This is a genomic window from Roseateles sp., assembly GCF_039929605.1.
GTDB lineage: Bacteria > Pseudomonadota > Gammaproteobacteria > Burkholderiales > Burkholderiaceae_C > Pelomonas.
Window position 1 is genome coordinate 1 of record NZ_JBDSQX010000090.1, and the last position, 20,049, is coordinate 20,049.

Consider the following 20,049-nt stretch of genomic DNA (forward strand, 5'->3'; position numbering starts at 1 on the left):
AGCGCAGAGGAAGAAAGCGACTGGGAGGGCTGCCTGTCGGTGCCCGGCCTGCGCGGCGTCGTCGAGCGTGACGAGCGCATCCGCTACACCGGTGTCGACGCCGACGGCCAACCCATCGATCGCATCGTCGACGGCTTCCACGCCCGCGTCGTGCAACATGAGTGCGACCATCTCGATGGCATCCTCTACCCGATGCGGGTGACGGACTTCACGCGCTTCGGCTTCACCGCCGTACTTTTCCCCGAACTGGACGCGAACGCCGATGACTGAACTTGAAAGACTTGTAAGCGCGGTGCACCGCCGTGAGGCGGGCGGCGTTGCGCAGGCGCAAAGGAGCATCGGCTCATGACCACGTCCCCCGAATCAAAGCTTGTCATCTCGCGCCGCAGCTGGCGCATGCTGGCGCTGGCCCTGTTGGTTGCCGTGGCGCCTGCCGCCAAGGCCCAGGACGCGGGGGCCGACGCCGACCGCGACCCGCCGTCGCGCGCCGCGCGCATCGTCAACGTCGTCGGTGACGCCTGGCTGTTCGACAACGACTCCCGGGAATGGACGCGCCTGACGCGCAACCAGACCGTGGGTGAAGGCGACCGCGTGCGCACCGACGACCGCGGCCGCGTGTCCCTGCGTGTCGGCTCGACCACCATCTGGGTCGACGAGCGCAGCGACCTGGAACTGAGCCAGCTCGACGAAGGCCGGACCCTATTGCAACTGGACCGCGGCGACGTCGCCGTGCGCCTGCGCAGCCCGGAGAACGCCGCCGAGACGAAGGTCCGCACCCGCGAGGGCACCGCCCAACCCGAGCGCGACGGCCTCTACCGCGTCGAGCAGCTCGACCGCGGCAGCAAGGTCTACGTCATGCAGGGCCGCATGCGCTTCGAGTGGGCGCGCAGTGCGACACCCGTGGTGCTGGGCACCGGCGAGCAGGTCGAACTCTGGTGGCCCGACGGCCCGCGTGCCGAGCGCGGCCCGCTGTACAGCGACGGCTTTGGCGACTGGGTGCTGGCCGAGAGCCGCGAGGAGGGCGACCGGCCCGTGGCTCGCTACGTGTCTGCCGAGATGACCGGCGCCGAGGACCTGGACCGTTATGGCCGTTGGGAAACCGCGCCGGAGTACGGCACGGTCTGGATCCCCACCGCCGTCGTCGGCGCCGACTGGGCGCCTTACCGCCAAGGCCGCTGGGCCTGGTCGCGCCAATGGGGCTGGGCCTGGGTGGACGACGCACCCTGGGGCTTCGCACCTTTCCATTACGGCCGCTGGGTCAGCTGGGGCGGCCGGTGGTGCTGGGCGCCAGGCGCCTACGTGCATCGCCCGGTCTACGCGCCGGCCCTGGTTGGCTGGGTGGGCGGTGGCTCCGTGAGCATCGGCATCGGCATTGGTGGCCGCCCGCAGCCGCCGCGCTACGGTTGGTATCCGCTGGCACCGCGCGAGATCTATCGCCCGGCCTACCGCCACACACCGCGCTACGAGCATCGCGTCAACGACCCGCGCGACCTGCGCGACCCCGTCACCGTGCAGCGCCCAAATCGCTATCGCGACGTGCCTGCCGCTGTCAGCATGCTGCCGGCGCCGGGCGCTGGCATCCGGCCGATGCCGGTGCGCGGCCCTGACCGCAAGGGTGAGCCTGGCTGGACGCGCCCTCTGCCCACCGCACCGGGCCGCGGCGACCTGGCTGCCGTGCTGCCCGCAGCGCCGACGCGGCCGGTTGAGGCCGACGCGCCGCGCCACCGTGACCACGAACCCGGCATGGGCTGGCGCAGCGACAACCAGCTGCCGCGCCGCGAGGCCAATCGGCCGGCTGAGGTGACGGCGCCCCGGCCTGCGATGCCGGCCATCGTCCAGCAACAGCAGCAACAACAACCGCAGCAGCCGCGTCCGTCTGTCGAGCAGCCGCAGCAGCCACAACTGCAACGTGGTGGCCCGGAGAACGTGCCTTGGCGTGTTCAACAGCCGCAGCGCGAAGAGCGTCGGGAGGAGCGCAGAGAGGAGCGCCGCGAGGAGCCGCGCCGCGTGCAGCAGCCGATGCCGCAGTTCGAGCAGCCGCGCCCCGTGCAGCAGCCCGAACGCCAGCCTGCCATGGAGCAGCCACGCCGCGCCGAGGTGCCGGTCCGCCAGGCCGCACAGGAGCCGTCGCGCATGCAGATGCCGCAGCCGCAACCTCAGCCGCAGGTCCAGGCGCCGCCGCGCAACGACGGCCCGCAGCGCAGCCGCCAGGACGGCGTGCCGGTGCGCGAAAAGCAGCCCTCGCGCGATCCGAAGCAGCAGGGTCAGCAGGAGCGCTAGGGACTCTTCTAGAGCAGAGGCCGCAGCGCCGGCCAGACGTTGTCCAGCATCAGCGGATGCGCCTTGGCCAGCGGGTGGATGCGGTCGGGCTGGAACCAGTCCAGCGCGTCCGCCCGGTCCGCCACGCCCTTGAGCAGGAAGGGCACGAGCGCGGCGCGCGCCTGCTTGGCCACGTCGGTGAACAGGCCCTCGAACTCGCGCCCGTAGGCAGCGCCGTAGTTCGGCGGCACCTGCATGCCGACGACGATGACCTTGGCGCCCGCCGCCTGGGCGGCATGGGTCATGGCCAGCAGGTTGTCGCGCGTGCTGGCCAGTGGCAGGCCGCGCAGCGCGTCGTTGCCACCCAGCTCGATGATGACGATGGCCGGCTTGTGCGTGCGCAGCGCCGCCGGCAGCCGGCTGCGCCCGCCGGACGTGGTGTCACCGCTGATGCTGGCGTTGACGACGCGTTGCGGCTTCTTCTGCTCGGCCAGCCGCGCCTGCAGCAGTGCCACCCAGCCGGCGCCCGCCTTCAGGCCGTATTCGGCCGACAGGCTGTCGCCGACGACGAGCACGACCGGCGCTTCGGCGGCAGCGACTGCTCCTGACGTCCAGCCGGCCATCACCCCCAGGCTAAAGTGCGCCAACACCCTACGACGCCGCAGTCCCGACATGCCAGAAGCCCTTGTCCAAGTTGATCAAATCACCAAGCGCGTGCGCGACGCGACCGGGGAGCTGACGATTCTGCATGACATCAGTTTCGAGCTGGCCGCGCGGGAATCCGTGGCAATAGTCGGCGCCTCGGGTTCGGGCAAGAGCACGCTGCTGGCCATCCTCGCGGGCCTGGACGTGCCCAGCAGCGGCACCGTCCAGTTGCGCGGTCAGGATCTCTTCACGCTGACCGAGGACGAGCGCGCCGCCGTGCGCGCCCGCGAGCTGGGTTTTGTCTTCCAGAGCTTCCAGCTGCTGCCCAATCTGACGGCGCTGGAGAACGTCATGCTGCCGCTGGAGCTCGCCGGCGCGCGCGACGCCCGCGAGCAGGCCGCCGCCATGCTGAGCCGTGTGGGCCTGACCGAGCGCCTGGGGCACTACCCGCGCGTGTTGTCGGGCGGCGAGCAGCAGCGCGTGGCGCTGGCCCGCGCCTTCGTGCAGCGCCCGGCGCTGCTGCTGGCCGACGAGCCGACCGGCAGCCTCGACTTTGCGACTGGTGCGGCGGTGATGGAGCTGATGTTCGAACTCAACCGCGAGGCCGGCACGACGCTGGTGCTCGTGACCCACGACCGCCAGATTGCCGAGCGCTGCGAGCGCCAGCTGCGCATCGAGGCCGGGCGACTGGTCGCATAGAAACGAAAAAGCCCGCTGGCGAGAACCAGCGGGCTCTTGATAGGCGCTGCCGTCAGGCAGCCACCGCCTCTCCAGCGGCAGCCGTGGAACTGGCTTTAGTTCCGGCATCACATCGCTGCGCGATATGAGCCTTCACTGAAACGCAAAGCGTTTTGCCAGGCCACTGGCTGCGCCCCCTTGAGGGGGAGGCGCGAAGCGCCTTCGGGGGTGGGCTTATTTCGTGAACTTGTAGTCCGTCTTGGCCTTCTCGATCAGGCTCTGCTGGAACTCGGCGACCTTCTTTTGCTCGAGGCGCTGCTTGATCTGCGCCTTGACGTCGTCGAAGGCCGGGAACGTTGCGGGGCGGGTGTCTTCGAGCTTGATGATGTGATAGCCGAACTGGCTCTTCACCGGCTCCTGCGTCATCTCGCCCTTTTGCAGCGCCGTCAGGGCCTTGCTGAACTCGGGCACGAAGTTGTTCGGGTTGGCAAAGTCCAGGTCGCCGCCCTTTTCCGCAGAGCCGGTGTCCTTCGAGTTCTTCTTGGCCAGTTCCTCGAAGTTGCCGCCGGCCTTGATCTGCGCGATCAGGGCCTTGGCGTCTTCTTCCTTCTCGACCAGGATGTGGCGTGCGCGGTATTCATTGCCGCTGTTCTGGGCCTTGAACTTGTCGTACTCGGCCTGCGCCTCGGCATCGCTGACGAGGTTCTTGGCGCGGTAGTCGTCCATCAGATTGCGTTCGAGCAGCATCTGGCGGGCTTGCTCCATCTGCGACTTGAACTCGGCGGACTGCGGGATGCCGCGGGCTTCGGCGGCCTGCGTGACGATCTCACGGCGGACGACTTCGTCCTTGACCTGGGCTTCCAGTTCGGGCGAGCGCTGCTGCTGCCCGCTCTTGGTGACCTGCTGGATCAGCGACTCCACACGGGCCTTGGGCACGGGCTTGCCGTTGACCGTGGTGACGTTTTGTGCAGTTGCGGCAGCCGGCAGCAGGGCCGAAATGGAGGCAGCAACGATGGCGGCGAGCGCAAACTTCTTCATGGGGGTGGGGGAGTGATTCAAGCTAAAAAAATCGCGCCCGGAACGGGGCGCGCGGTTCGATCACGTTCGACCTTCAGGCTTCAGGCTTCAGGCTTCAGGCTTCACCCGGTGCGCGGGCATCAATGGCCAGCGCGTGGATGCCGCACTGCATCAGGTCGGACAAAGAATGATAAACGAGGCGATGCCGGGCCAATCTTTGCAGGCCGGTAAAGCGATCCGACACGACAGCCACGTGAAAGTGAGCGCCCTCGCGGGCCCCGGCATGGCCGGCGTGCTGGGCGCTGTCGTCGCGGATGGTCAGCGCCGTGGGCGCCAGTTCGGCGCGCAGCCGGGCTTCGATTTCGTCAGCGATCACGACTTGCTGTCCTCTTCCTGCGGCGGCAGGTGCTTGCCCAGATACAGGCTCTGCGCGACCGTGAACAGCACGATGAGGCCGGTGACGCCGAAGACCTTGAAGTTGGCCCAGGCCGACGTCGAGAAGTTGTAGGCCACGTAGAGGTTGAGGACGCCCATCGCCGCGAAGAACAGCACCCAGGCGCGGTTGAGCTTGGCCCAGATGGCGTCCGGCAGCGGCAGCTGCTCGCCCAGCATGGCCTTGATCAGGTTTTTGCCGAAGGCGGCCAGAGAGATCCACAGCGTCAGCGCCATGGCCCAGTACAGGCCGGTGGGCTTCCACTTGATGAAGGTCTCGTTGTGGAACCAGACCGTGGCGCCGCCGAGCACGACGACCAGGGTCAGGCTGATCCACAGCATCAGGTCGATCTTCTTGCCGCGCAGCTTGAGGATGGCGGCCTGGGCCAGCGTCGCCAGCATGACGACGACGGTGGCCAGCAGCACCGGCGCTTCTTTGGCGCCGACGATGCCGCCCTGCACGAGGAAACCGAAATGCTGGGTCGCGAAGGCGGCTGCCGCGTCGGGGTTGCCTTCGGCGCCCTTGAAGGCGACAAAGAACAGGATCAGCGGGAGAAAGTCGAGTAGGAGTTTCATCTTCAATGGACCGTCGCGGCGGAGTGCCTTCCCCAGCGACTGCCGCGGAGCCGGCTTTGCCGGGCCGCTGGCAGCGCCCCCTTTGAGGGGGCCGGCGAAGCCGGTAGGGGGTGGGCTAATTCTCCTCGACGAAATCGATGGAGGCGGAGTTGATGCAGAAGCGCTCACCCGATGGCTCGGGGCCATCGGGGAAGACGTGGCCCAGGTGGGTGCCGCATTTGTTGCAGCGCACCTCCACGCGCACCATGCCGTGGCTGCGGTCGACGATGCGCTCGACGACTTCGCTGTTGATCGGCGCCCAGTAGCTGGGCCAGCCGCAGCCGGCGTCGAACTTGGTGTCGGCCTCGAACAGCGGCGTGCCGCAGCCGATGCAGTTGTAGTGGCCGTCCTTGAAGTGATCCCAGTACTTGCCGCTGAAGGCGCGCTCGGTGCCGGCCTGGCGGGCGACCTGGTATTGCGTGGCGTCGAGCTGCTCGCGCCATTCGGCATCGGTCTTCTGGACAGGGTAGGTCTTGCTTGAATCGTGGCTCATGGTGGCAGGGTCCTTCGTGGCTTTGCGCCCAGTCAAGCGGCAGGCCGCAGCGCTGAGGAGAGCGGGTTGGTCGAACAGGCGGCTCAGACCTTTCAGCAACCGAGAGGCGTTAGTTTAGTGAGCCTGTTTTTGCCCCGCTTGCCTGGGTGTTTCCCCGGGGTCCGAGGGTCGCGGTTGTGACGTTCTTAGCTTGAAAGCGCGGGCTAGACTGGGTCGATAAGACCGGCAGGAGACAGCCATGACAGTGATGGGCCGGATGATGTCGGACCCGTTGTTGATCTCGTCGTTGCTGAAGCACGCCGAGCGGCATGCGGGCGATACCGAGATCGTCAGCAAGCGGGTCGAAGGCGACCTGCACCGCAGCAATTGGCGCGAGCTTGCGCGCCGTTCCCGCCAGGCCGCGCAGGCCTTGGCGCGGCTGGGCTGCGAGCCCGGCGACCGCATCGGCACGCTGGCCTGGAACGGCCATCGCCACCTCGAGATCTACTACGGCACCTCGGGCTCGGGCCTGATCTGCCACACGGTCAACCCGCGCCTGTTTCCCGAGCAGATCGTCTGGATCGTGGGCGACGCCGAGGACCGCGTGCTGTGTTTCGACGCGACCTTCCTGCCGCTGGTCGAGAAGATCGCGCCGCTGCTGAAGACGGTGAAGCACTTCGTGCTGATGACGTCGCCGGCCCACATGCCCGCCAGCACGGGCATCCCGAATCTGCTGTGCTTCGACGACCTGCTGGCCGCTGAGACCGGCGACTACACCTGGCCCACGTTCGACGAGAACACGGCCTCCAGCATCTGCTACACGTCGGGCACCACCGGCAACCCCAAGGGCGCCATCTACAGCCACCGCTCGACGGTGCTGCACGCCTACGCGGCCGCGCTGCCCGACGCGATGGACTGCTCCAGCCGCGACGTGGTGCTGCCCGTGGTGCCGATGTTCCACGTCAATGCCTGGGGCCTGCCCTACAGCGCGGCGCTGGTGGGTTGCAAGCTGGTGCTGCCCGGCCCGCACCTTGACGGCAAGAGCCTGTATGAGCTGTTCGAGAACGAGAAGGTGTCTTTTAGCGCCGGTGTGCCGACCGTGTGGCTCGGCCTGCTCAATTACGTGAAGGCCAGCAACCTCAAGTTCTCGACCTTCAAGCGCACCGTCATTGGCGGCTCGGCCTGCCCGCCGGCCATGATGAAGTCGCTGCAGCAGGACTTCGGCCTGGAGGTCATCCACGCCTGGGGCATGACGGAGATGTCGCCGCTGGGCACGCTGTCCAAGCTGACGACGCGCCAGCTTGACCTGCCCGCTGAAGCCCAGCAGCGCCTGCTGGAGAAGCAGGGCCGCGTGGTCTACGGCGTCGACATGGCCATCGTCGACGACGAGGGCCGCTCGCTGCCGTGGGACGGGCAGGCGGCGGGCAATCTCGTCGTGCGCGGCCACTGGGTCATCAGCCAATACTTCAAGCACGAAGAGTCGCCGCTGGTCAGTGTGGACGGCGAGCCGGGCTGGTTCCCGACCGGCGACGTGGCCACCATCGACGTCGACGGCTTCATGCAGATCACCGACCGCAGCAAGGACGTCATCAAGTCCGGCGGCGAATGGATCAGCTCCATCGACCTTGAGAACATCGCCATGGCCCACCCGGCCGTGCATGAGGCGGCAGTCATCGCGGCCAAGCATGCGAAGTGGGACGAGCGCCCGCTGCTCGTCATCGTCAAGAAACCCGACTCGACGCTCACGCGCGAGGAACTGCTGGCCTTCTACGAGGGCCGCATCGCCAAGTGGCAGATTCCGGACGACGTTGCCTTCGTCACCGAGATCCCGCACACGGCCACCGGCAAGGTACAGAAGCTCAAGCTGCGCGAGCAGTTCGTAAGCCACAAGCTGCCCGCCGCGTGAGCCTTCAGTTCGTCCATTAGAGCCATAACCACCAGGAGACAAGCATGTTCGACATCACTTCGACCCGATTTGCCGTGCGTACGCTGACCGCCGCCGCAGCCCTAGCGCTGGCGGCCGGCGCCGCTCACGCCCAGAAGGGCGAGACGGTCAAGCTGGCCTACATCGACGCACTCTCCGGCCTGATGGGCCCGGTGGGGCAGAACCAGGTCAAGACCTTCCAGTTCCTGGGCGAGAAGTTCAACAAGAGCAACCCGGCCGGCGTGAAGTTCGAGATCGTCACCTTCGACAACAAGCTCAGCCCCGCCGAGTCGCTGAACCTGCTGAAGGCTGCGGCCGACCAGGGCATCCGCTACATCATGCAGGGCAACGGCTCCAGCGTGGCACTGGCGCTGAGCGATGCAGTTACCAAGCACAACGAGCGCAACCCAGGCAAGGAAATCCTCTACCTGAACTACTCGGCGGTGGACCCCGACCTGACCAACAGCAAGTGCAGCTACTGGCATTTCCGCTTCGACGCCGACACTTCCATGAAGATGGAAGCGCTGACGACCTTCATGAAGGACCAGCCGGACGTCAAGAAGGTCTTCCTGCTGAACCAGAACTACGCGCACGGACACCAGGTCGCCAAGTTCGCCAAGGAGATGCTGGCCCGCAAGCGCCCCGACGTGCAGATCGTCGGTGAAGACCTGCACCCGCTGGCCCAGGTGCGCGACTTCGCGCCCTACGTCGCCAAGATCAAGGCCAGCGGTGCCGACACCGTCATCACCGGCAACTGGGGCTCTGATCTGGCCCTGCTCGTCAAGGCCGCCAACGAGGCCGGCTACAACGGCAAGTTCTTCACCTACTACACCGGCGTGACCGGCACACCCACGGCGCTCGGCACCGGCGGCGCGGGCCGCGTGTTCCAGGTGGCTTACAGCCACTACAACCTGGGCGGCGAGGCGCAGAAGAACGCCGAGGAGTACAACAAGAAGTTCAACGACGACATGTACACGCTGAGCATCCAGAACATCTACACGATGCTGAGCCAGGCCATGGCCAACGCCAAGTCCACCGATCCGGTCAAGGTGGCCGCGGCAATGGAAGGCCTGACGGTCAAGGGCTTCAACGGCGACGTGACGATGCGCAAGAGCGACCACCAACTGCAGCAGCCGCTGTTCATCTCGGTCTGGCAGAAGGCCGACGCCAAGTACCCCTACAGCCCAGAGAAGACGGGCATGACGCTGGCGCCGGTGAAGCAGTACGACTCGTATGTGTCGTCGACACCGACGTCCTGCCAAATGAAAAGGCCGGGTTGATTTGCAGCCGTGGGCCGCATGACGCGGTTCACGGTGAACCAGAGAGACACGCAGACACAGAGAGCGCCAACGCCTCTGTATTCCTCTGTGTCTCTGTGCCTCTGTGGTTGCATTTGAGAGCTGCCTCTTGGATCAAGTCTTCATCAACCTGCTGAACGGCCTGTCGTCCGGCCTGCTGCTGTTCATGCTCAGCTCGGGCCTCACGCTGATCTTCAGCATGATGGGCGTGCTGAACTTCGCGCACGCCAGCTTCTACATGGTGGGCGCCTACGTCGCCTACTCGCTGGTGGGCGTGCTGGGTTTCTGGCCGGCGCTGTTGCTGGCGCCGCTGCTGGTGGGCGGGATGGGCGCGGGCTTCGAGCGCTTTGCGCTGCGGCGCGTGCACAAGTTCGGCCATGTGCCGGAGCTGCTCATCACCTTCGGCATGTCCTACGTCATCCTGGAGTTGGTGCAGCTGATCTGGGGCCGCACGGCAGTGGCCTTCACGCCGCCGCCTGAGCTGCAGGGCTCGGCCTTCACGATCATCTCGTCGCCTTTGCAGGGCATGTCCTTCGCGCTCGGCAAGGCGGCGCCGGAGCTGTGTGCGGCAGCGATGTGCTCGACCTTCCCCATCACGCGCGCCTTCATGATGTTCGTCGCGCTGCTGATGCTGCTCGCCCTGTGGCTGCTACTGACGCGCACCCGCGTCGGCCTCGTCATCCAGGCCTCGCTGAGCCACCCCGCGATGGTCGAGGCGCTTGGGCACAACGTGCCGCGCGTGCTGATGCTGGTGTTTGGCAGCGGCTGCGCGCTGGCCGCGCTGGCCGGTGTCATCGGCGGCATCACCTTCGTGACCGAACCCAACATGGCGGCCATCGTCGGCTCCATCATCTTTGTCGTCGTCGTGGTGGGCGGCATCGGCTCGCTGGCGGGCGCCTTCGTCGGCTCCATCGTCATCGGCCTGCTGCAGACGCTGCCGCTCACGGTGGACGCTTCGCTCGGCTCCGCACTCACGGCCATGGGCTTCACCGTCACGCCGGAAACACCCGGCTACCCGGTGCTGCGCCTGGCGCTGAAGGACGTCGCCCAGATCCTGCCCTACCTGCTGATGGTGCTGATCCTGATCTTCCGGCCCAAGGGCCTCCTCGGCACGCGGGAGGACTGATGGCCGCGACCAAGGAATTCCATTTCAAACCCCACAACGTCGGGCGCTGGATCGTCTGGGGCTGCTTCGCCCTGATCCTGCTCGTTGCCCCGCGCGTCTGGACCAGCGGCCTGGCGCAGACCATGCTCACGCAGATGGGCATCGGCATCATTGCCTGCCTGGCCTACAACATCCTGCTCGGCCAGGGCGGCATGCTGAGCTTCGGCCACGCCGTCTACAGCGGCATGGGCGCCTTCCTGGCCATCCATGCGCTGAACAAGGTGGGTGCGGGCACGCTGGGCATCCCGGTCAGCCTGATCCCGCTGGTGGGCGGCCTGGCCGGCCTGGTGACCGCATCGCTGCTGGGCTATGTGTCGACCAAGAAGGCCGGCACGCCCTTCGCGATGATCACGCTGGGCATCGGCGAGCTGGTGTTCGCGCTGGCGCTGATGCTGCCGGAGTTCTCGGGCGGCGAGGGCGGCGTGTCCAGCAACCGCGTCATCGGCCAGCCGGTCATGGGCATCACGTTCGGGCCGCAGATCCAGGTCTACTACCTCGCGGCGGCCTATTGCTTCGTCTGCACGGCGGCGATGTTCGCGCTGACGCGCACGCCGCTCGGCCGCATGCTCAACGCGGTGCGCGACAACCCCGAGCGCGTCGAGTTCATCGGCTACGACACGCACTGGGTGCGCTTCATGGCCTTCGCCATCTCGGGCTTCTTCGCCGGCATCGCCGGCGGCCTGGGCGCCATCAACACCGAGATCGTCAACGGCGAGGTGCTGCACGCCTCGCGCTCGGGCGCCTACCTGCTCTTCACCTTTCTCGGCGGCGCCACCTTCTTCTTCGGCCCCATCATCGGCGCCGTGCTGATGGTCATCGCGCTGGTGTTGCTGTCCGAGCTGACGAGCGCCTGGCTGCTCTACCTCGGCCTGGTGTTCCTGTTCATGGTCATGTACGCGCCGGGCGGCGTGGCCAGCCTCATCTTGATGAACCTGCGCGTGGCGGCCTTCGGCAAGCTGGGGCGCATCTGGACGTCCTATCTGGCCCTGACCGGCACGGCGCTCGCGGCGCTGACGGGCGCGGCGGCCATGATCGAGATGGTCTACCACCGCCAGCTCAACGAAGCGTTAGGCCCCGAGATGAAGTTCATGGGCGCGACGCTGAACAGCGCCGGCGTGGATGCCTGGTTCGGTGCCTGCCTGCTGCTCGTCGTCGGCATCGCCCTGTTCGAACTGGTGCGGCGCCACTACGCCCACCAGTGGGGCGAGATCCAGGAAGAGATCGAGAAGGAAATCAAACGCAGGGAGGCGCTATGACGACATCGACGTGTGCCCTCGAACTGCGCGATTTGCGCAAGAGCTTCGGCAAGAGCGAGATCATCCGCGGCGCACAACTGGCCGTGCAGGCCGGTGAGCGTGTGGCCATCATCGGCCCCAACGGCGCGGGCAAGAGCACGCTGTTCAACCTCATCAGCGGCCGCTTTGCGCCCACCTCTGGCGAGATCCTTCTGCACGGCCAGCGCATAGCCGGCAAGAAGCCCTACGAGATCAACCGCCTGGGCCTGTCGCGCAGCTTCCAGGTCTCCAATCTGTTCACTCGTTTGAGCGTGTTCGAGAACATCCGCTGCGCCGTGCTGTGGAGCCTGGGCCACCGCTACGCCTTCTGGAAGTTCCTAGCCGACCTGGAGGACGCCAACGACCGCGCCGAGCAGATCCTGGAGATGATCAAGCTCGACAAGAAGCGCGATGTGCTGGCCATGAACCTGACGTATGCGGAGGCGCGCGCGCTGGAGATCGGCATCACCATCGCCGGCGGCTCCAGCGTCATCCTGCTGGATGAACCCACCGCCGGCATGAGCAAGAGCGAAACCAAGCGCTTCATCCAGCTCATCCGTGACGTGACGGTGGGCAAGACGCTGTTGACCGTGGAGCACGACATGGGCGTGGTCTTCGGCCTGGCGGACAAGATCGCCGTGCTCGTCTACGGCGAGGTCATCGCCTTCGACACGCCGGAAGCGGTGCGCGCCAACGCCAAGGTTCAGGAGGCCTACCTCGGCTCGGTGCTGGCGGAGGCTCATGCATGACTCAAGGACGAATCCTCACGCTGGACAACGTCCATGCCTTCTACGGCAAGAGCCACGTGCTGCACGGCGTCAGCCTGCAGGTGAACCCGGGCGAGATCGTCAGCCTGCTGGGCCGCAACGGCGCCGGCCGCTCGACGATGGTCAAGACCATCATGGGGCAGGTCGATGCTAAGGGCTCCGTCAGGTTCGGCGATGTCGAACTGGTGGGCCGCAAGGCCTATGAGATCGCCCACATGGGTATCGGTTATGTGCCCGAGAACCGCGACATCTTTCCCAAGCTGACCGTGCACCAGAACCTGATGCTGGGCGAGAAGGGGGGGAAGCGGCGAGCGACGGGCCGCTCCCGAGCCGCCGACACCCCCTCGGGGGGCGACTCGGCGCGCAGCGTCGAGGCTGGGGGTCAACAGTCCCGGCCGAGGTGGAGCTTCGACGACATGTACAAGATGTTCCCGCGCCTGAAGGAGCGCCAGCACACCGAGGCCGGCGTGCTCTCGGGCGGCGAGCAGCAGATGCTGACGCTGTGCCGCACGCTGATGGGTGACCCCGACCTCATCATGATCGACGAGCCCACCGAGGGCCTGGCGCCCAAGATCGTCGAGCTGGTGGCCGAGTACCTGAAGGAGCTGAAGAACCGTGGCATCGCGGTGCTGCTGGTCGAGCAGAAGCTCGCCATCGCGCTGGAGATCTCCGAGCGCTGCTACGTGATGGGCCACGGCCGCATCGTCTTCGAGGGCACGCCGGCCGAGCTGCGCGGCAATGCCTACGTCCGCAAGGAGTGGCTGGAGGTATAGCCCAGGAGGCTCAGCGCAGGTTGGCGCGCGCAGCCTCCGCCAGCTCCGCACCATTGCGCCCGTCCTCGGGGAACACCGCCGTCCCCATGCGCACGCCCACCTGCATCAGCCGGTCATCCACGCCGTAGTTGCCGCGCACGGTCTGCAGCAGTCGCCGCTCGGCGATGTCCGCCTCGCCCGCGCCGGCGGCCATCAGCAGCACGGCAAAGCAATGCGGGCCTATGCGCAGCACTTCGTCCGCCCCTCGCACCCGGTTGCGCAGGCGCTGGCTCACGGCCTGGATGATGCCGTCGCATGCGTCATCGCTCAACGCGCTGCCGGGTGCTTCCAGCACCTCCACCTCGACCCACAGCAGCGCGATCTGTTCGCCATCGCGGCGGCACTGGGCGAACTGCCGCGACACACGCAGGCCCAGGGCGGCGAGAGATTCCATCCAGGGCAGCGGCGCGGTGAAGCCGCTGCGGGCGGAGGCGGGCGGGTCGTTGGCGATCATCTGGAGGTGGGCCATGGCGTCTGGGTTGGGTTGGCGAAGGTGAGGGCCTTTGCTCGGCGGCGCGGCTATTGCCTGCCTCCCTGATCCCGCTTTCGCGCGGCCCTCATTTGTGAGAACGCAAGCTGCAGCCGGAACCCGACATCACGGCCTGAAAATTTCTTCGCGTCGCCGGCTCCCTGCACACGGCACCCGCGCTCCACCACGGCCAGCCGTTAGAGTGCGCCGGTGCAAGACATCACCCAACTGCTGCACGCCGCCCAGCAGGGCGACCGAGCCGCCGCCAGCCAGGTGGTGGCGCAGCTCTACGCCGACTTGCAGCGCCTGGCGCGCCGGCAGGTGCGCCAGGCGGGTCACCTCACGCTGCTGGACACCACGGCGCTGGTGCACGAAGCGTGGATGCGCCTGCCCGGCGCGCACGGCGCCAGCTTCCCCGACCGGCGCCATTTCCTGGCCTACGCCGCCCAGGCCATGCGCTCCGTCGTCATCGACCTGGTGCGCGCCCGCCAGGCCGAGCGCCGTGGCGGCGGCCTGGCCCACGTCACGCTGGACACGGCCGTGGCTGAGCAACTGCCCCAGGGCGACGCCGACATCCTGCGCGTGCACGAGGCGCTGGACGAGCTGGCCCAGGTGGAGCCGCGCCTGGCCCAGGTCGTCGAGATGCGCTACTTCGGCGGTTTGCGCGAACAGGAGATCGCCGAGGCGCTAGGCGTGACCGAGCGCACCGTGCAGCGCGACTGGCAGAAGGCGCGCTTGTTCCTTTCCATCAGTTTGGGCGCCTGACATGGACGCCCTCGACAAGCAACGCTGGCTTGCGCTGAGCCCCTTGCTGGACGAGATGCTGGATCTGGACCGGTCGGCGCGGGGCGAGCGCCTGGCCCAGCTGGCGGCGCAAGAGCCAGACACGGCCGCGCAACTGAAGCAGTTGCTGGCCCGCGCCGAAGGCCTGGAGGAGGCGGGTTTCCTCAGCGAGCCCGTCGTCGCCCAGTGGCACGAGGCGCTGGCCGCCGTGCCCGGCGACGAACCTGCACCGCCACCCGATCTGACCGGCCAGGCCATCGGCCCCTACCTGCTGGAAAGCCAGCTCGGGCAGGGCGGCATGGGCACCGTCTGGCTGGCGCGCCGGGCCGACGGGCGCTTCGAAGGCCAAGTGGCCGTCAAGTTCCTGACCGCCGGCCTGGTTGGGCGCGGCGACGCGGGTCGTTTCGCGCGCGAGGGCGAGATCCTGGCGCGGCTGTCCCACCCCCACATCGCCCGCCTGCTCGATGCCGGCGTGCACCAGGGCAACCAGCCCTACCTCGTGCTGGAGTACGTGGACGGCCGACCCATAGACGCCTACTGCCGCCTGCACCAGCTCGACGTGCAGGCCCGCGTTCGCCTCTTTCTGGACGTGCTTGCCGCCGTGGCCCACGCCCATGCGCGGCTCATCCTGCACCGCGACCTCAAGCCCAGCAACATCCTCGTCACCGAGCAGGGCGACGTGAAGCTGCTGGACTTCGGCATCGCCAAGCTGCTGGACGACGCCAGCCAGGCCGAGCACGGCGCCGCCGCCACCGAGCTCACCCAGCGCGCCGGCAGCGCGTTCACGCCCCAGTTCGCCGCGCCCGAGCAGGTGCAGCAGGCCGACGTCACCACCGCTACCGATGTCTACGCTCTGGGTGTGCTGCTCTACCTGCTGCTGGGCGGCAGCCACCCGACAGCGGACGACACGCAGACCCAGCTCGACCGCCTGAAGGCCGTCGTCGAGCACGTGCCACGCCGCTTGTCGGACGTGGCCGCTGGCCAGCTCGACGAGGCCATTGCCCGCCAGTCCCGTGAGCTGCGCGGCGACCTCGACACCATCGTCGCCAAGGCGCTGAAGAAGTCCCCCGCCGAGCGCTACACCAACGCCCAAGCCCTGGCCGACGACCTTCAGCGCTGGCTGGCCCATGAGCCGATCAGCGCGCGGCCGGACAGCCGGCTGTACGTGCTCAACCGCTTCGTGCGCCGGCACCGGCTGGCGGTCGCTGCGGGCTCGTTGGCGGTGCTGGCGCTGCTGGGCCTCACGACGACCAGCCTGCTGCAGGCCCGCCGCGCCACATCCGCCGAGCAGCAGGCCCAGGCCCGCCGCCACCAGGCCGAGGACCTGCTCAGCTACATGCTGGGCGAGTTTGCCGACAAGCTGCGCCCCATCGGCCGGCTGGAGCTGCTGGACAGCGTGGGCGCCAAGTCACTGAGCTTCCTGGCTGAAGATTCGCAGGCCAGCCCCATGGAGCGGCTGCAGCGCGCCAAGGCACTGACGGTGATCGGTGAGGTGCGCGTCTCAAAGCGCGATCTGGACGCGGCTATCGAGCCGTTGATGGCAGCCAATGCGTTGCTGCAAGGCGACCCGCCGACGCCAGAGATGCTGGCGGACTGGCGCAAGGCGCAGGGGCAGGCGGCGTTCTGGCTGGGGCACATCCGCTACACGCAGCGCCAGTTTGCCCAGGCCCAAACAGCCTGGGAGCGATACCTCGCTGTCAGCCAGCAATGGCTCAGGGCCCTGCCGCAAGATCCGGTCGCCAAAGCCGAGGTGGGCTACGCGGAAAACAACCTTGGCTCCCTGGCGCTTGACCAAGGGCTGCTCGAGGCGGCTGAGCTGTCCTTCCGCCGCTCCGTGGCATTGAAGCTGGATGTACTCCAGAGCAAACCAGGAGATGCTGCCTTGACGGCTGAGTGGTCGGACAGCCTGAGCTGGCTGGGGTCCACGTTGCTCCAGCGCGGCCGTTACGCCCAAGCGGAAGCGGCGTTCCGTAAAGCCCTGGCCAGTGCTGAGACGCTCTGCCGTAAATATCCCGCTGACCAAGGTTGGCTGGAGAAATTGGGCAACAGCGCGTACGCCCTGGCCGACGTGCTGCTCAAGGCCGGCCGCAAGGGTGAAGCGGCGACGATGTTTGGCCGGGCAGCCCAAGCCTTTCGCGCCCTGCGCGACCTCGATCCCAACAATCGCAAGGCGAATTTCCGCCTCATTCGGGCCGAGGCAGGGCAACTGCGCAGCCGGCCCATGCCGCCGCCCGAGACAGCCGTGGCCGCGTTGCAGCAACGACTCGTCGATCTGGAGGCCGGGAAACCGTCGCCGCGTCTTCACCCGCTGCGTGCCGAACTGAGCCAGTTGCGCGTGCTTGTTCTGCTGGCAAACCAGGGCGTCGCGGCAGCGAAAAACAGCTTGCATCCAGTCCTGCAACTGCTGCAGGCCGACCACGAAGCCGCACCCTTCGACCTGAATCTGCATCAATCGCTGCTGGAGCTTCAGGTCCTAGAGGCCACCGAGCTGACGCCCGACGCAGCCCAGCGCAGCCAGCGCTGCCAAGCCATGGCGACCGAGCTGCAGAGCGCACTACTGGCGCCATTGCAGCGTGTTCATGCCGGGCTGACACAGGTTGCCGCCCAAGTGGCACGCTGCTTGGGCCGCACCAACGAGATGCAGCTTCATGAGCAATGGCTTCAAGCGCAAAGCGCCTTGGCTTCGAACCCACTCAGTCCGACCACCCCTTGAACCACAACTTGAAAAGAGAAAGCTAACGCCATGCCCAACGTTTCCGCCATCTACGTCACCGCCGTCACCGCCCACAACCCGGTGACCTACTACGTGCAGACGGGCGTCGATCCGCTAGACCCCAAGCGAGCAGCCTGCGTGTTTTTCTTTGACAAGGCTTGCAAGCAGCCGGCCACGCAGCCGCTGAAGATCAAGCAATCGTCCGGGGGCATCACCTTTGCAATGGCGTCCCCTCAGCACAGTGGTTGCGGCTGGGCTCTGGTGGGTGCGGTGGCGGACCGAACTGACACCGTAGCCATCGACCCCAGCTTCATTCCCTCGCCAGATCATGCGCAGGTCACCGTGCCAGTGACCACCCAACAGCAGGTGACCGTAGGCGTGTTGCTGATCTTTTCCAGCACCCAATCGCCGACGCAGCTCTACGCCAGTGCTGACCCGCAGGTTCAGAACGACGGCGTCTGAACGCTGCCGCTGGCCTTAGCCCAGCCCCAGCCCCGTCACCCGCTGATACCGCTTCCTCAAAAAATCCGCCGCCAGCCTCGCATCGCCGCCCACGCGTTCGCCGATGTAGAGCTCCTGGCGGCGCTCGGCGATCTGCGAGCGCAGCCGCGCGGCCATGATGTCCAGCGGCTTCATGCCGCCAGCCTCGGCGCGCTCGATGGCGACGCGCAGCTGGTGCATCTGCAGGTTCTGCAACACCAGCGTCTGCGCCTGCACGACGCGGATGCGGCCTTGCACCATGTGCTCGCACAGGCCCAGCCAGGCGCGCACCGCGTCGGCCGGGCCGCCGATGACTTTCTCGGGCAGCTCACCGGCCGCCAGCAGCAGGGTTTCGAGCTTGTAGCGGTCGGCGCGCTCGTAGGCGTCGTTGACGGCCATCATGCGTTGCTCGCAGACCGCGCGCTCCGGGCCTTCGGGCGCCAGGTCGGGGTGAAAGCGCATGGCCGCACGGCGGTACAGCGTCTTCAGGCTGGGCGGCGGCAGGTCGGTCAGCAGGCCGGTGGGCTCGGGTGGCAGCGGCGTCGCGTCGGGCAGGGCTGCAACATCGGGCCAGGCCTTGGCGCGCGGCGCGGCGGGCAGGGGCGCTTCGACGTCCTGGCGCTTCAGCGCCTCGGACAGCAGCGAGGTGGCCTGCTGCAGCTGGGCTTCGAGGTCGTCGAGGTCGCGCATCAGCGGGCCTAACGCCTCCAGATAGCGCAGCCGAAAGCCCAGCAGCTTGACGCGGGCGCCGTCGTGGTCGGCCTCCAGCACGGCGAGGTAGCGCTGCAGGTCCAGCAACTGCTCGCGTCGCCGCGTCAGTTCATGCCTAGTGATCGCTGTGCTCGCCATGGCCGCGATTTTGCCGTGGGCCGGACGTGGAAACGGCCCGCGAACTGTGAATTCGCGGGCCGCCGGTGCGTGATTTACAGGATTTACTGCGATGCCGCTGAAGCAGGCAGTTCGGCCATGCTGGCCGCCGCGTCAGCCAGAGGGGCGGGGGCCGTCACCGCCGCCGGGGCAGGCGACGGCGCGTGGCTGTTCACGGGGATCGGCAGCAGCGGCACGATGAGCAGCGCGACGATGTTGATGATCTTGATCAGCGGGTTCACGGCCGGGCCGGCGGTGTCCTTGTAGGGGTCGCCCACGGTGTCGCCGGTGACGGCGGCCTTGTGCGCCTCGCCGCCCTTCTTGTGCAGCACGCCCGAGGCATCGGTGAAGCCTTCCTCGATCAGCTTCTTGGCGTTGTCCCAGGCACCGCCGCCGGTGCACATCGAAATGCCGACGAAGAGGCCGGTGACGATGGTGCCCATCAGCAGGCCGCCCAGTGCCGCGGGGCCGAGCACCAGGCCGACGATGATCGGCGCGGCCACGGGCAGCAGCGACGGCACGATCATTTCCTTGATCGCGGCGGTGGTCAGCATGTCGACCGCGGCGCTGTAGTCCGGCTTGCGCAGCCCGGCCATGATGGCGCCATCGGCGAACTGCTTGCGCACCTCGACGACGACCGCCCCGGCCGCGCGGCCCACCGCTTCCATCGCCATGGCGGCGAACAGGAAGGGGATCAGGCCGCCGAGGAAGAGGCCCAGGATGACCTTGTGGTCGGACAGCGAGAACACCTCGTGCATGCCGCGCGCTTCGAGCGCGTGCGTGTAGTCGGCAAACAGCACCAGTGCTGCCAGGCCGGCGGAGCCGATGGCATAGCCCTTGGTGACGGCCTTGGTGGTGTTGCCCACGGCGTCCAGCGGGTCGGTGACGTCACGCACGCTGGCGGGCAACTCGGCCATCTCGGCAATGCCACCGGCGTTGTCGGTGATGGGGCCGTAGGCGTCCAGCGCCACGACGATGCCGGCCATGCTGAGCATGGAGGTCGCTGCGACGGCGATGCCATAGAGGCCGGCCAGTGCGAAGGCCGCGTAGATGGCCGCGCAGACGAAGAGTACCGGGAAGGCGGTGGACTTCATCGACACACCCAGGCCGGCGATGACGTTGGTGCCGTGGCCAGTGGTGGAGGCCTGCGCGACGTGCTGCACCGGGTGGTACTGCGTGCCGGTGTAGTACTCCGTGATCCAGACCATGGCTGCCGTCAGCACGAGGCCGACCGCGCAGGCGCCGAACAGGGCCATCGCGTTCGTCGTGCCGCCGCCGGTCAGCTCGATGGGGCCGGGGAACATCGCCTTGGTGACGAAGAAGAAGGCGATGAGGCTCAGCACGCCGGCCACGATCAGGCCCTTGTACAGCGCCGGCAT

The 20,049-nt window shown here is 67.4% G+C and carries 20 protein-coding genes; 12 read left to right on the forward strand and 8 right to left on the reverse strand.

The genetic code is table 11. From position 1 onward, the window contains the following. Together ABIS05_RS12215 and ABIS05_RS12220 are read left to right on the forward strand one after the other, a co-directional pair. The coding region (locus ABIS05_RS12215; RefSeq protein ID WP_348011409.1) for a peptide deformylase at window positions 1-270 on the forward strand (270 nt) is incomplete at its 5' end. Window positions 271-345: 75 nt separating this feature from the next. Further along, window positions 346-2,280, forward strand: coding sequence for a DUF6600 domain-containing protein (locus ABIS05_RS12220; protein WP_348011410.1), 1,935 nt, complete (start codon window positions 346-348; stop codon window positions 2,278-2,280). Between the two features lie 8 nt (window positions 2,281-2,288). On the opposite strand, the gene ABIS05_RS12225 is transcribed toward ABIS05_RS12220, so the two are convergent. Beyond that, on the reverse strand, window positions 2,289-2,882 hold the full coding sequence (locus tag ABIS05_RS12225; RefSeq protein WP_348011411.1) for an arylesterase: 594 nt from the start codon (window positions 2,880-2,882) through the stop codon (window positions 2,289-2,291). Window positions 2,883-2,931: 49 nt separating this feature from the next. Here ABIS05_RS12225 and ABIS05_RS12230 point away from each other — a divergent pair, with 49 nt between their 5' ends. Continuing rightward, complete coding sequence (locus ABIS05_RS12230; protein ID WP_348011412.1) at window positions 2,932-3,603, forward strand: ABC transporter ATP-binding protein; 672 nt, start codon at window positions 2,932-2,934, stop codon at window positions 3,601-3,603. A 213-nt stretch (window positions 3,604-3,816) separates the two neighbouring features. On the opposite strand, the gene ABIS05_RS12235 is transcribed toward ABIS05_RS12230, so the two are convergent. The 4 genes from ABIS05_RS12235 to msrB form a co-directional block, all read right to left on the reverse strand. Next, the gene (locus ABIS05_RS12235; RefSeq protein ID WP_348011413.1) at window positions 3,817-4,620 is read right to left on the reverse strand and encodes a peptidylprolyl isomerase; all 804 of its coding nucleotides are present in this window, start codon (window positions 4,618-4,620) and stop codon (window positions 3,817-3,819) included. A gap of 94 nt (window positions 4,621-4,714) precedes the next feature. Continuing rightward, the gene (locus tag ABIS05_RS12240; RefSeq protein ID WP_348011414.1) at window positions 4,715-4,975 is read right to left on the reverse strand and encodes a BolA family protein; all 261 of its coding nucleotides are present in this window, start codon (window positions 4,973-4,975) and stop codon (window positions 4,715-4,717) included. After that, window positions 4,972-5,607, reverse strand: coding sequence for a septation protein A (locus ABIS05_RS12245; RefSeq protein ID WP_348011415.1), 636 nt, complete (start codon window positions 5,605-5,607; stop codon window positions 4,972-4,974). Before ABIS05_RS12245 ends, ABIS05_RS12240 begins: the two co-directional genes overlap by 4 nt. 115 nt (window positions 5,608-5,722) lie before the next feature. Then, window positions 5,723-6,139 carry a peptide-methionine (R)-S-oxide reductase MsrB gene (gene msrB / locus ABIS05_RS12250; protein WP_348011416.1) on the reverse strand — a complete coding sequence of 139 codons (417 nt, stop codon included), beginning with the start codon at window positions 6,137-6,139 and terminating at the stop codon, window positions 5,723-5,725. A gap of 238 nt (window positions 6,140-6,377) precedes the next feature. On the opposite strand from msrB, the gene ABIS05_RS12255 reads away from it, so the two are divergent. The 6 genes from ABIS05_RS12255 (at window position 6,378) to ABIS05_RS12280 (ending at window position 13,319) form a co-directional block, all read left to right on the forward strand. Beyond that, the gene (locus ABIS05_RS12255; protein WP_348011417.1) at window positions 6,378-8,024 is read left to right on the forward strand and encodes a 3-(methylthio)propionyl-CoA ligase; all 1,647 of its coding nucleotides are present in this window, start codon (window positions 6,378-6,380) and stop codon (window positions 8,022-8,024) included. A gap of 44 nt (window positions 8,025-8,068) precedes the next feature. After that, complete coding sequence (locus tag ABIS05_RS12260; protein ID WP_348011418.1) at window positions 8,069-9,322, forward strand: branched-chain amino acid ABC transporter substrate-binding protein; 1,254 nt, start codon at window positions 8,069-8,071, stop codon at window positions 9,320-9,322. 184 nt (window positions 9,323-9,506) lie between these two features. Then, window positions 9,507-10,466 (forward strand): branched-chain amino acid ABC transporter permease, encoded by a 960-nt coding sequence (locus ABIS05_RS12265; RefSeq protein WP_407074858.1) that lies wholly within the window; start codon window positions 9,507-9,509, stop codon window positions 10,464-10,466. Beyond that, window positions 10,466-11,761, forward strand: coding sequence for a branched-chain amino acid ABC transporter permease (locus tag ABIS05_RS12270; protein WP_348011420.1), 1,296 nt, complete (start codon window positions 10,466-10,468; stop codon window positions 11,759-11,761). The genes ABIS05_RS12265 and ABIS05_RS12270 overlap by 1 nt, the downstream gene beginning before the upstream one ends. Continuing rightward, entirely contained in the window at window positions 11,758-12,528 is a 771-nt protein-coding gene (locus ABIS05_RS12275; protein WP_348011421.1) for an ABC transporter ATP-binding protein, read from the forward strand. The genes ABIS05_RS12270 and ABIS05_RS12275 overlap by 4 nt, the downstream gene beginning before the upstream one ends. Window positions 12,529-12,539: 11 nt before the next feature. Then, window positions 12,540-13,319 carry an ABC transporter ATP-binding protein gene (locus ABIS05_RS12280; RefSeq protein ID WP_348011428.1) on the forward strand — a complete coding sequence of 260 codons (780 nt, stop codon included), beginning with the start codon at window positions 12,540-12,542 and terminating at the stop codon, window positions 13,317-13,319. A gap of 10 nt (window positions 13,320-13,329) precedes the next feature. Here ABIS05_RS12280 and ABIS05_RS12285 read toward each other — a convergent pair whose 3' ends face one another. Continuing rightward, the gene (locus ABIS05_RS12285) at window positions 13,330-13,827 is read right to left on the reverse strand and encodes a diguanylate cyclase domain-containing protein (protein ID WP_348011422.1); all 498 of its coding nucleotides are present in this window, start codon (window positions 13,825-13,827) and stop codon (window positions 13,330-13,332) included. 210 nt (window positions 13,828-14,037) lie between these two features. Between ABIS05_RS12285 and ABIS05_RS12290 the strand changes: the two genes are divergently transcribed. Genes ABIS05_RS12290 through ABIS05_RS12300 form a run of 3 tightly spaced genes read left to right on the forward strand, consistent with a single transcriptional unit; the run spans window position 14,038 to window position 17,785 of the window. Further along, complete coding sequence (locus tag ABIS05_RS12290) at window positions 14,038-14,592, forward strand: ECF-type sigma factor (RefSeq protein ID WP_348011423.1); 555 nt, start codon at window positions 14,038-14,040, stop codon at window positions 14,590-14,592. A gap of 1 nt (window position 14,593) precedes the next feature. Further along, complete coding sequence (locus ABIS05_RS12295) at window positions 14,594-17,323, forward strand: protein kinase domain-containing protein (RefSeq protein ID WP_348011424.1); 2,730 nt, start codon at window positions 14,594-14,596, stop codon at window positions 17,321-17,323. A gap of 30 nt (window positions 17,324-17,353) precedes the next feature. Further along, window positions 17,354-17,785, forward strand: a complete 432-nt coding sequence (locus ABIS05_RS12300; RefSeq protein WP_348011425.1) for a DP-EP family protein — start codon at window positions 17,354-17,356, stop codon at window positions 17,783-17,785. Window positions 17,786-17,800: 15 nt separating this feature from the next. Here the strand turns inward: ABIS05_RS12300 and ABIS05_RS12305 are convergent, their stop codons facing one another. Both ABIS05_RS12305 and ABIS05_RS12310 read right to left on the reverse strand, forming a co-directional pair. After that, window positions 17,801-18,652, reverse strand: coding sequence for a J domain-containing protein (locus ABIS05_RS12305; RefSeq protein WP_348011426.1), 852 nt, complete (start codon window positions 18,650-18,652; stop codon window positions 17,801-17,803). An 83-nt stretch (window positions 18,653-18,735) separates the two neighbouring features. Beyond that, window positions 18,736-20,049, reverse strand: a 1,314-nt coding sequence (locus ABIS05_RS12310; protein WP_348011427.1) for a sodium/proton-translocating pyrophosphatase, incomplete at its 5' end; no start/stop codon positions are given.

Bases quoted from the DNA above. Each gene is read 5' to 3' on its own strand.
- ABIS05_RS12220 (WP_348011410.1), top strand. From the start codon at position 346: ATGACCACGTCCCCCGAATCAAAGCTTGTCATCTCGCGCCGCAGCTGG.
- ABIS05_RS12225 (WP_348011411.1), bottom strand. From the start codon at position 2,882: ATGGCCGGCTGGACGTCAGGAGCAGTCGCTGCCGCCGAAGCGCCGGTC.
- ABIS05_RS12230 (WP_348011412.1), top strand. From the start codon at position 2,932: ATGCCAGAAGCCCTTGTCCAAGTTGATCAAATCACCAAGCGCGTGCGC.
- ABIS05_RS12235 (WP_348011413.1), bottom strand. From the start codon at position 4,620: ATGAAGAAGTTTGCGCTCGCCGCCATCGTTGCTGCCTCCATTTCGGCC.
- ABIS05_RS12245 (WP_348011415.1), bottom strand. From the start codon at position 5,607: ATGAAACTCCTACTCGACTTTCTCCCGCTGATCCTGTTCTTTGTCGCC.
- msrB (WP_348011416.1), bottom strand. From the start codon at position 6,139: ATGAGCCACGATTCAAGCAAGACCTACCCTGTCCAGAAGACCGATGCC.
- ABIS05_RS12255 (WP_348011417.1), top strand. From the start codon at position 6,378: ATGACAGTGATGGGCCGGATGATGTCGGACCCGTTGTTGATCTCGTCG.
- ABIS05_RS12260 (WP_348011418.1), top strand. From the start codon at position 8,069: ATGTTCGACATCACTTCGACCCGATTTGCCGTGCGTACGCTGACCGCC.
- ABIS05_RS12265 (WP_407074858.1), top strand. From the start codon at position 9,507: ATGCTCAGCTCGGGCCTCACGCTGATCTTCAGCATGATGGGCGTGCTG.
- ABIS05_RS12270 (WP_348011420.1), top strand. From the start codon at position 10,466: ATGGCCGCGACCAAGGAATTCCATTTCAAACCCCACAACGTCGGGCGC.
- ABIS05_RS12275 (WP_348011421.1), top strand. From the start codon at position 11,758: ATGACGACATCGACGTGTGCCCTCGAACTGCGCGATTTGCGCAAGAGC.
- ABIS05_RS12285 (WP_348011422.1), bottom strand. From the start codon at position 13,827: ATGGCCCACCTCCAGATGATCGCCAACGACCCGCCCGCCTCCGCCCGC.
- ABIS05_RS12295 (WP_348011424.1), top strand. From the start codon at position 14,594: ATGGACGCCCTCGACAAGCAACGCTGGCTTGCGCTGAGCCCCTTGCTG.
- ABIS05_RS12300 (WP_348011425.1), top strand. From the start codon at position 17,354: ATGCCCAACGTTTCCGCCATCTACGTCACCGCCGTCACCGCCCACAAC.
- ABIS05_RS12305 (WP_348011426.1), bottom strand. From the start codon at position 18,652: ATGGCGAGCACAGCGATCACTAGGCATGAACTGACGCGGCGACGCGAG.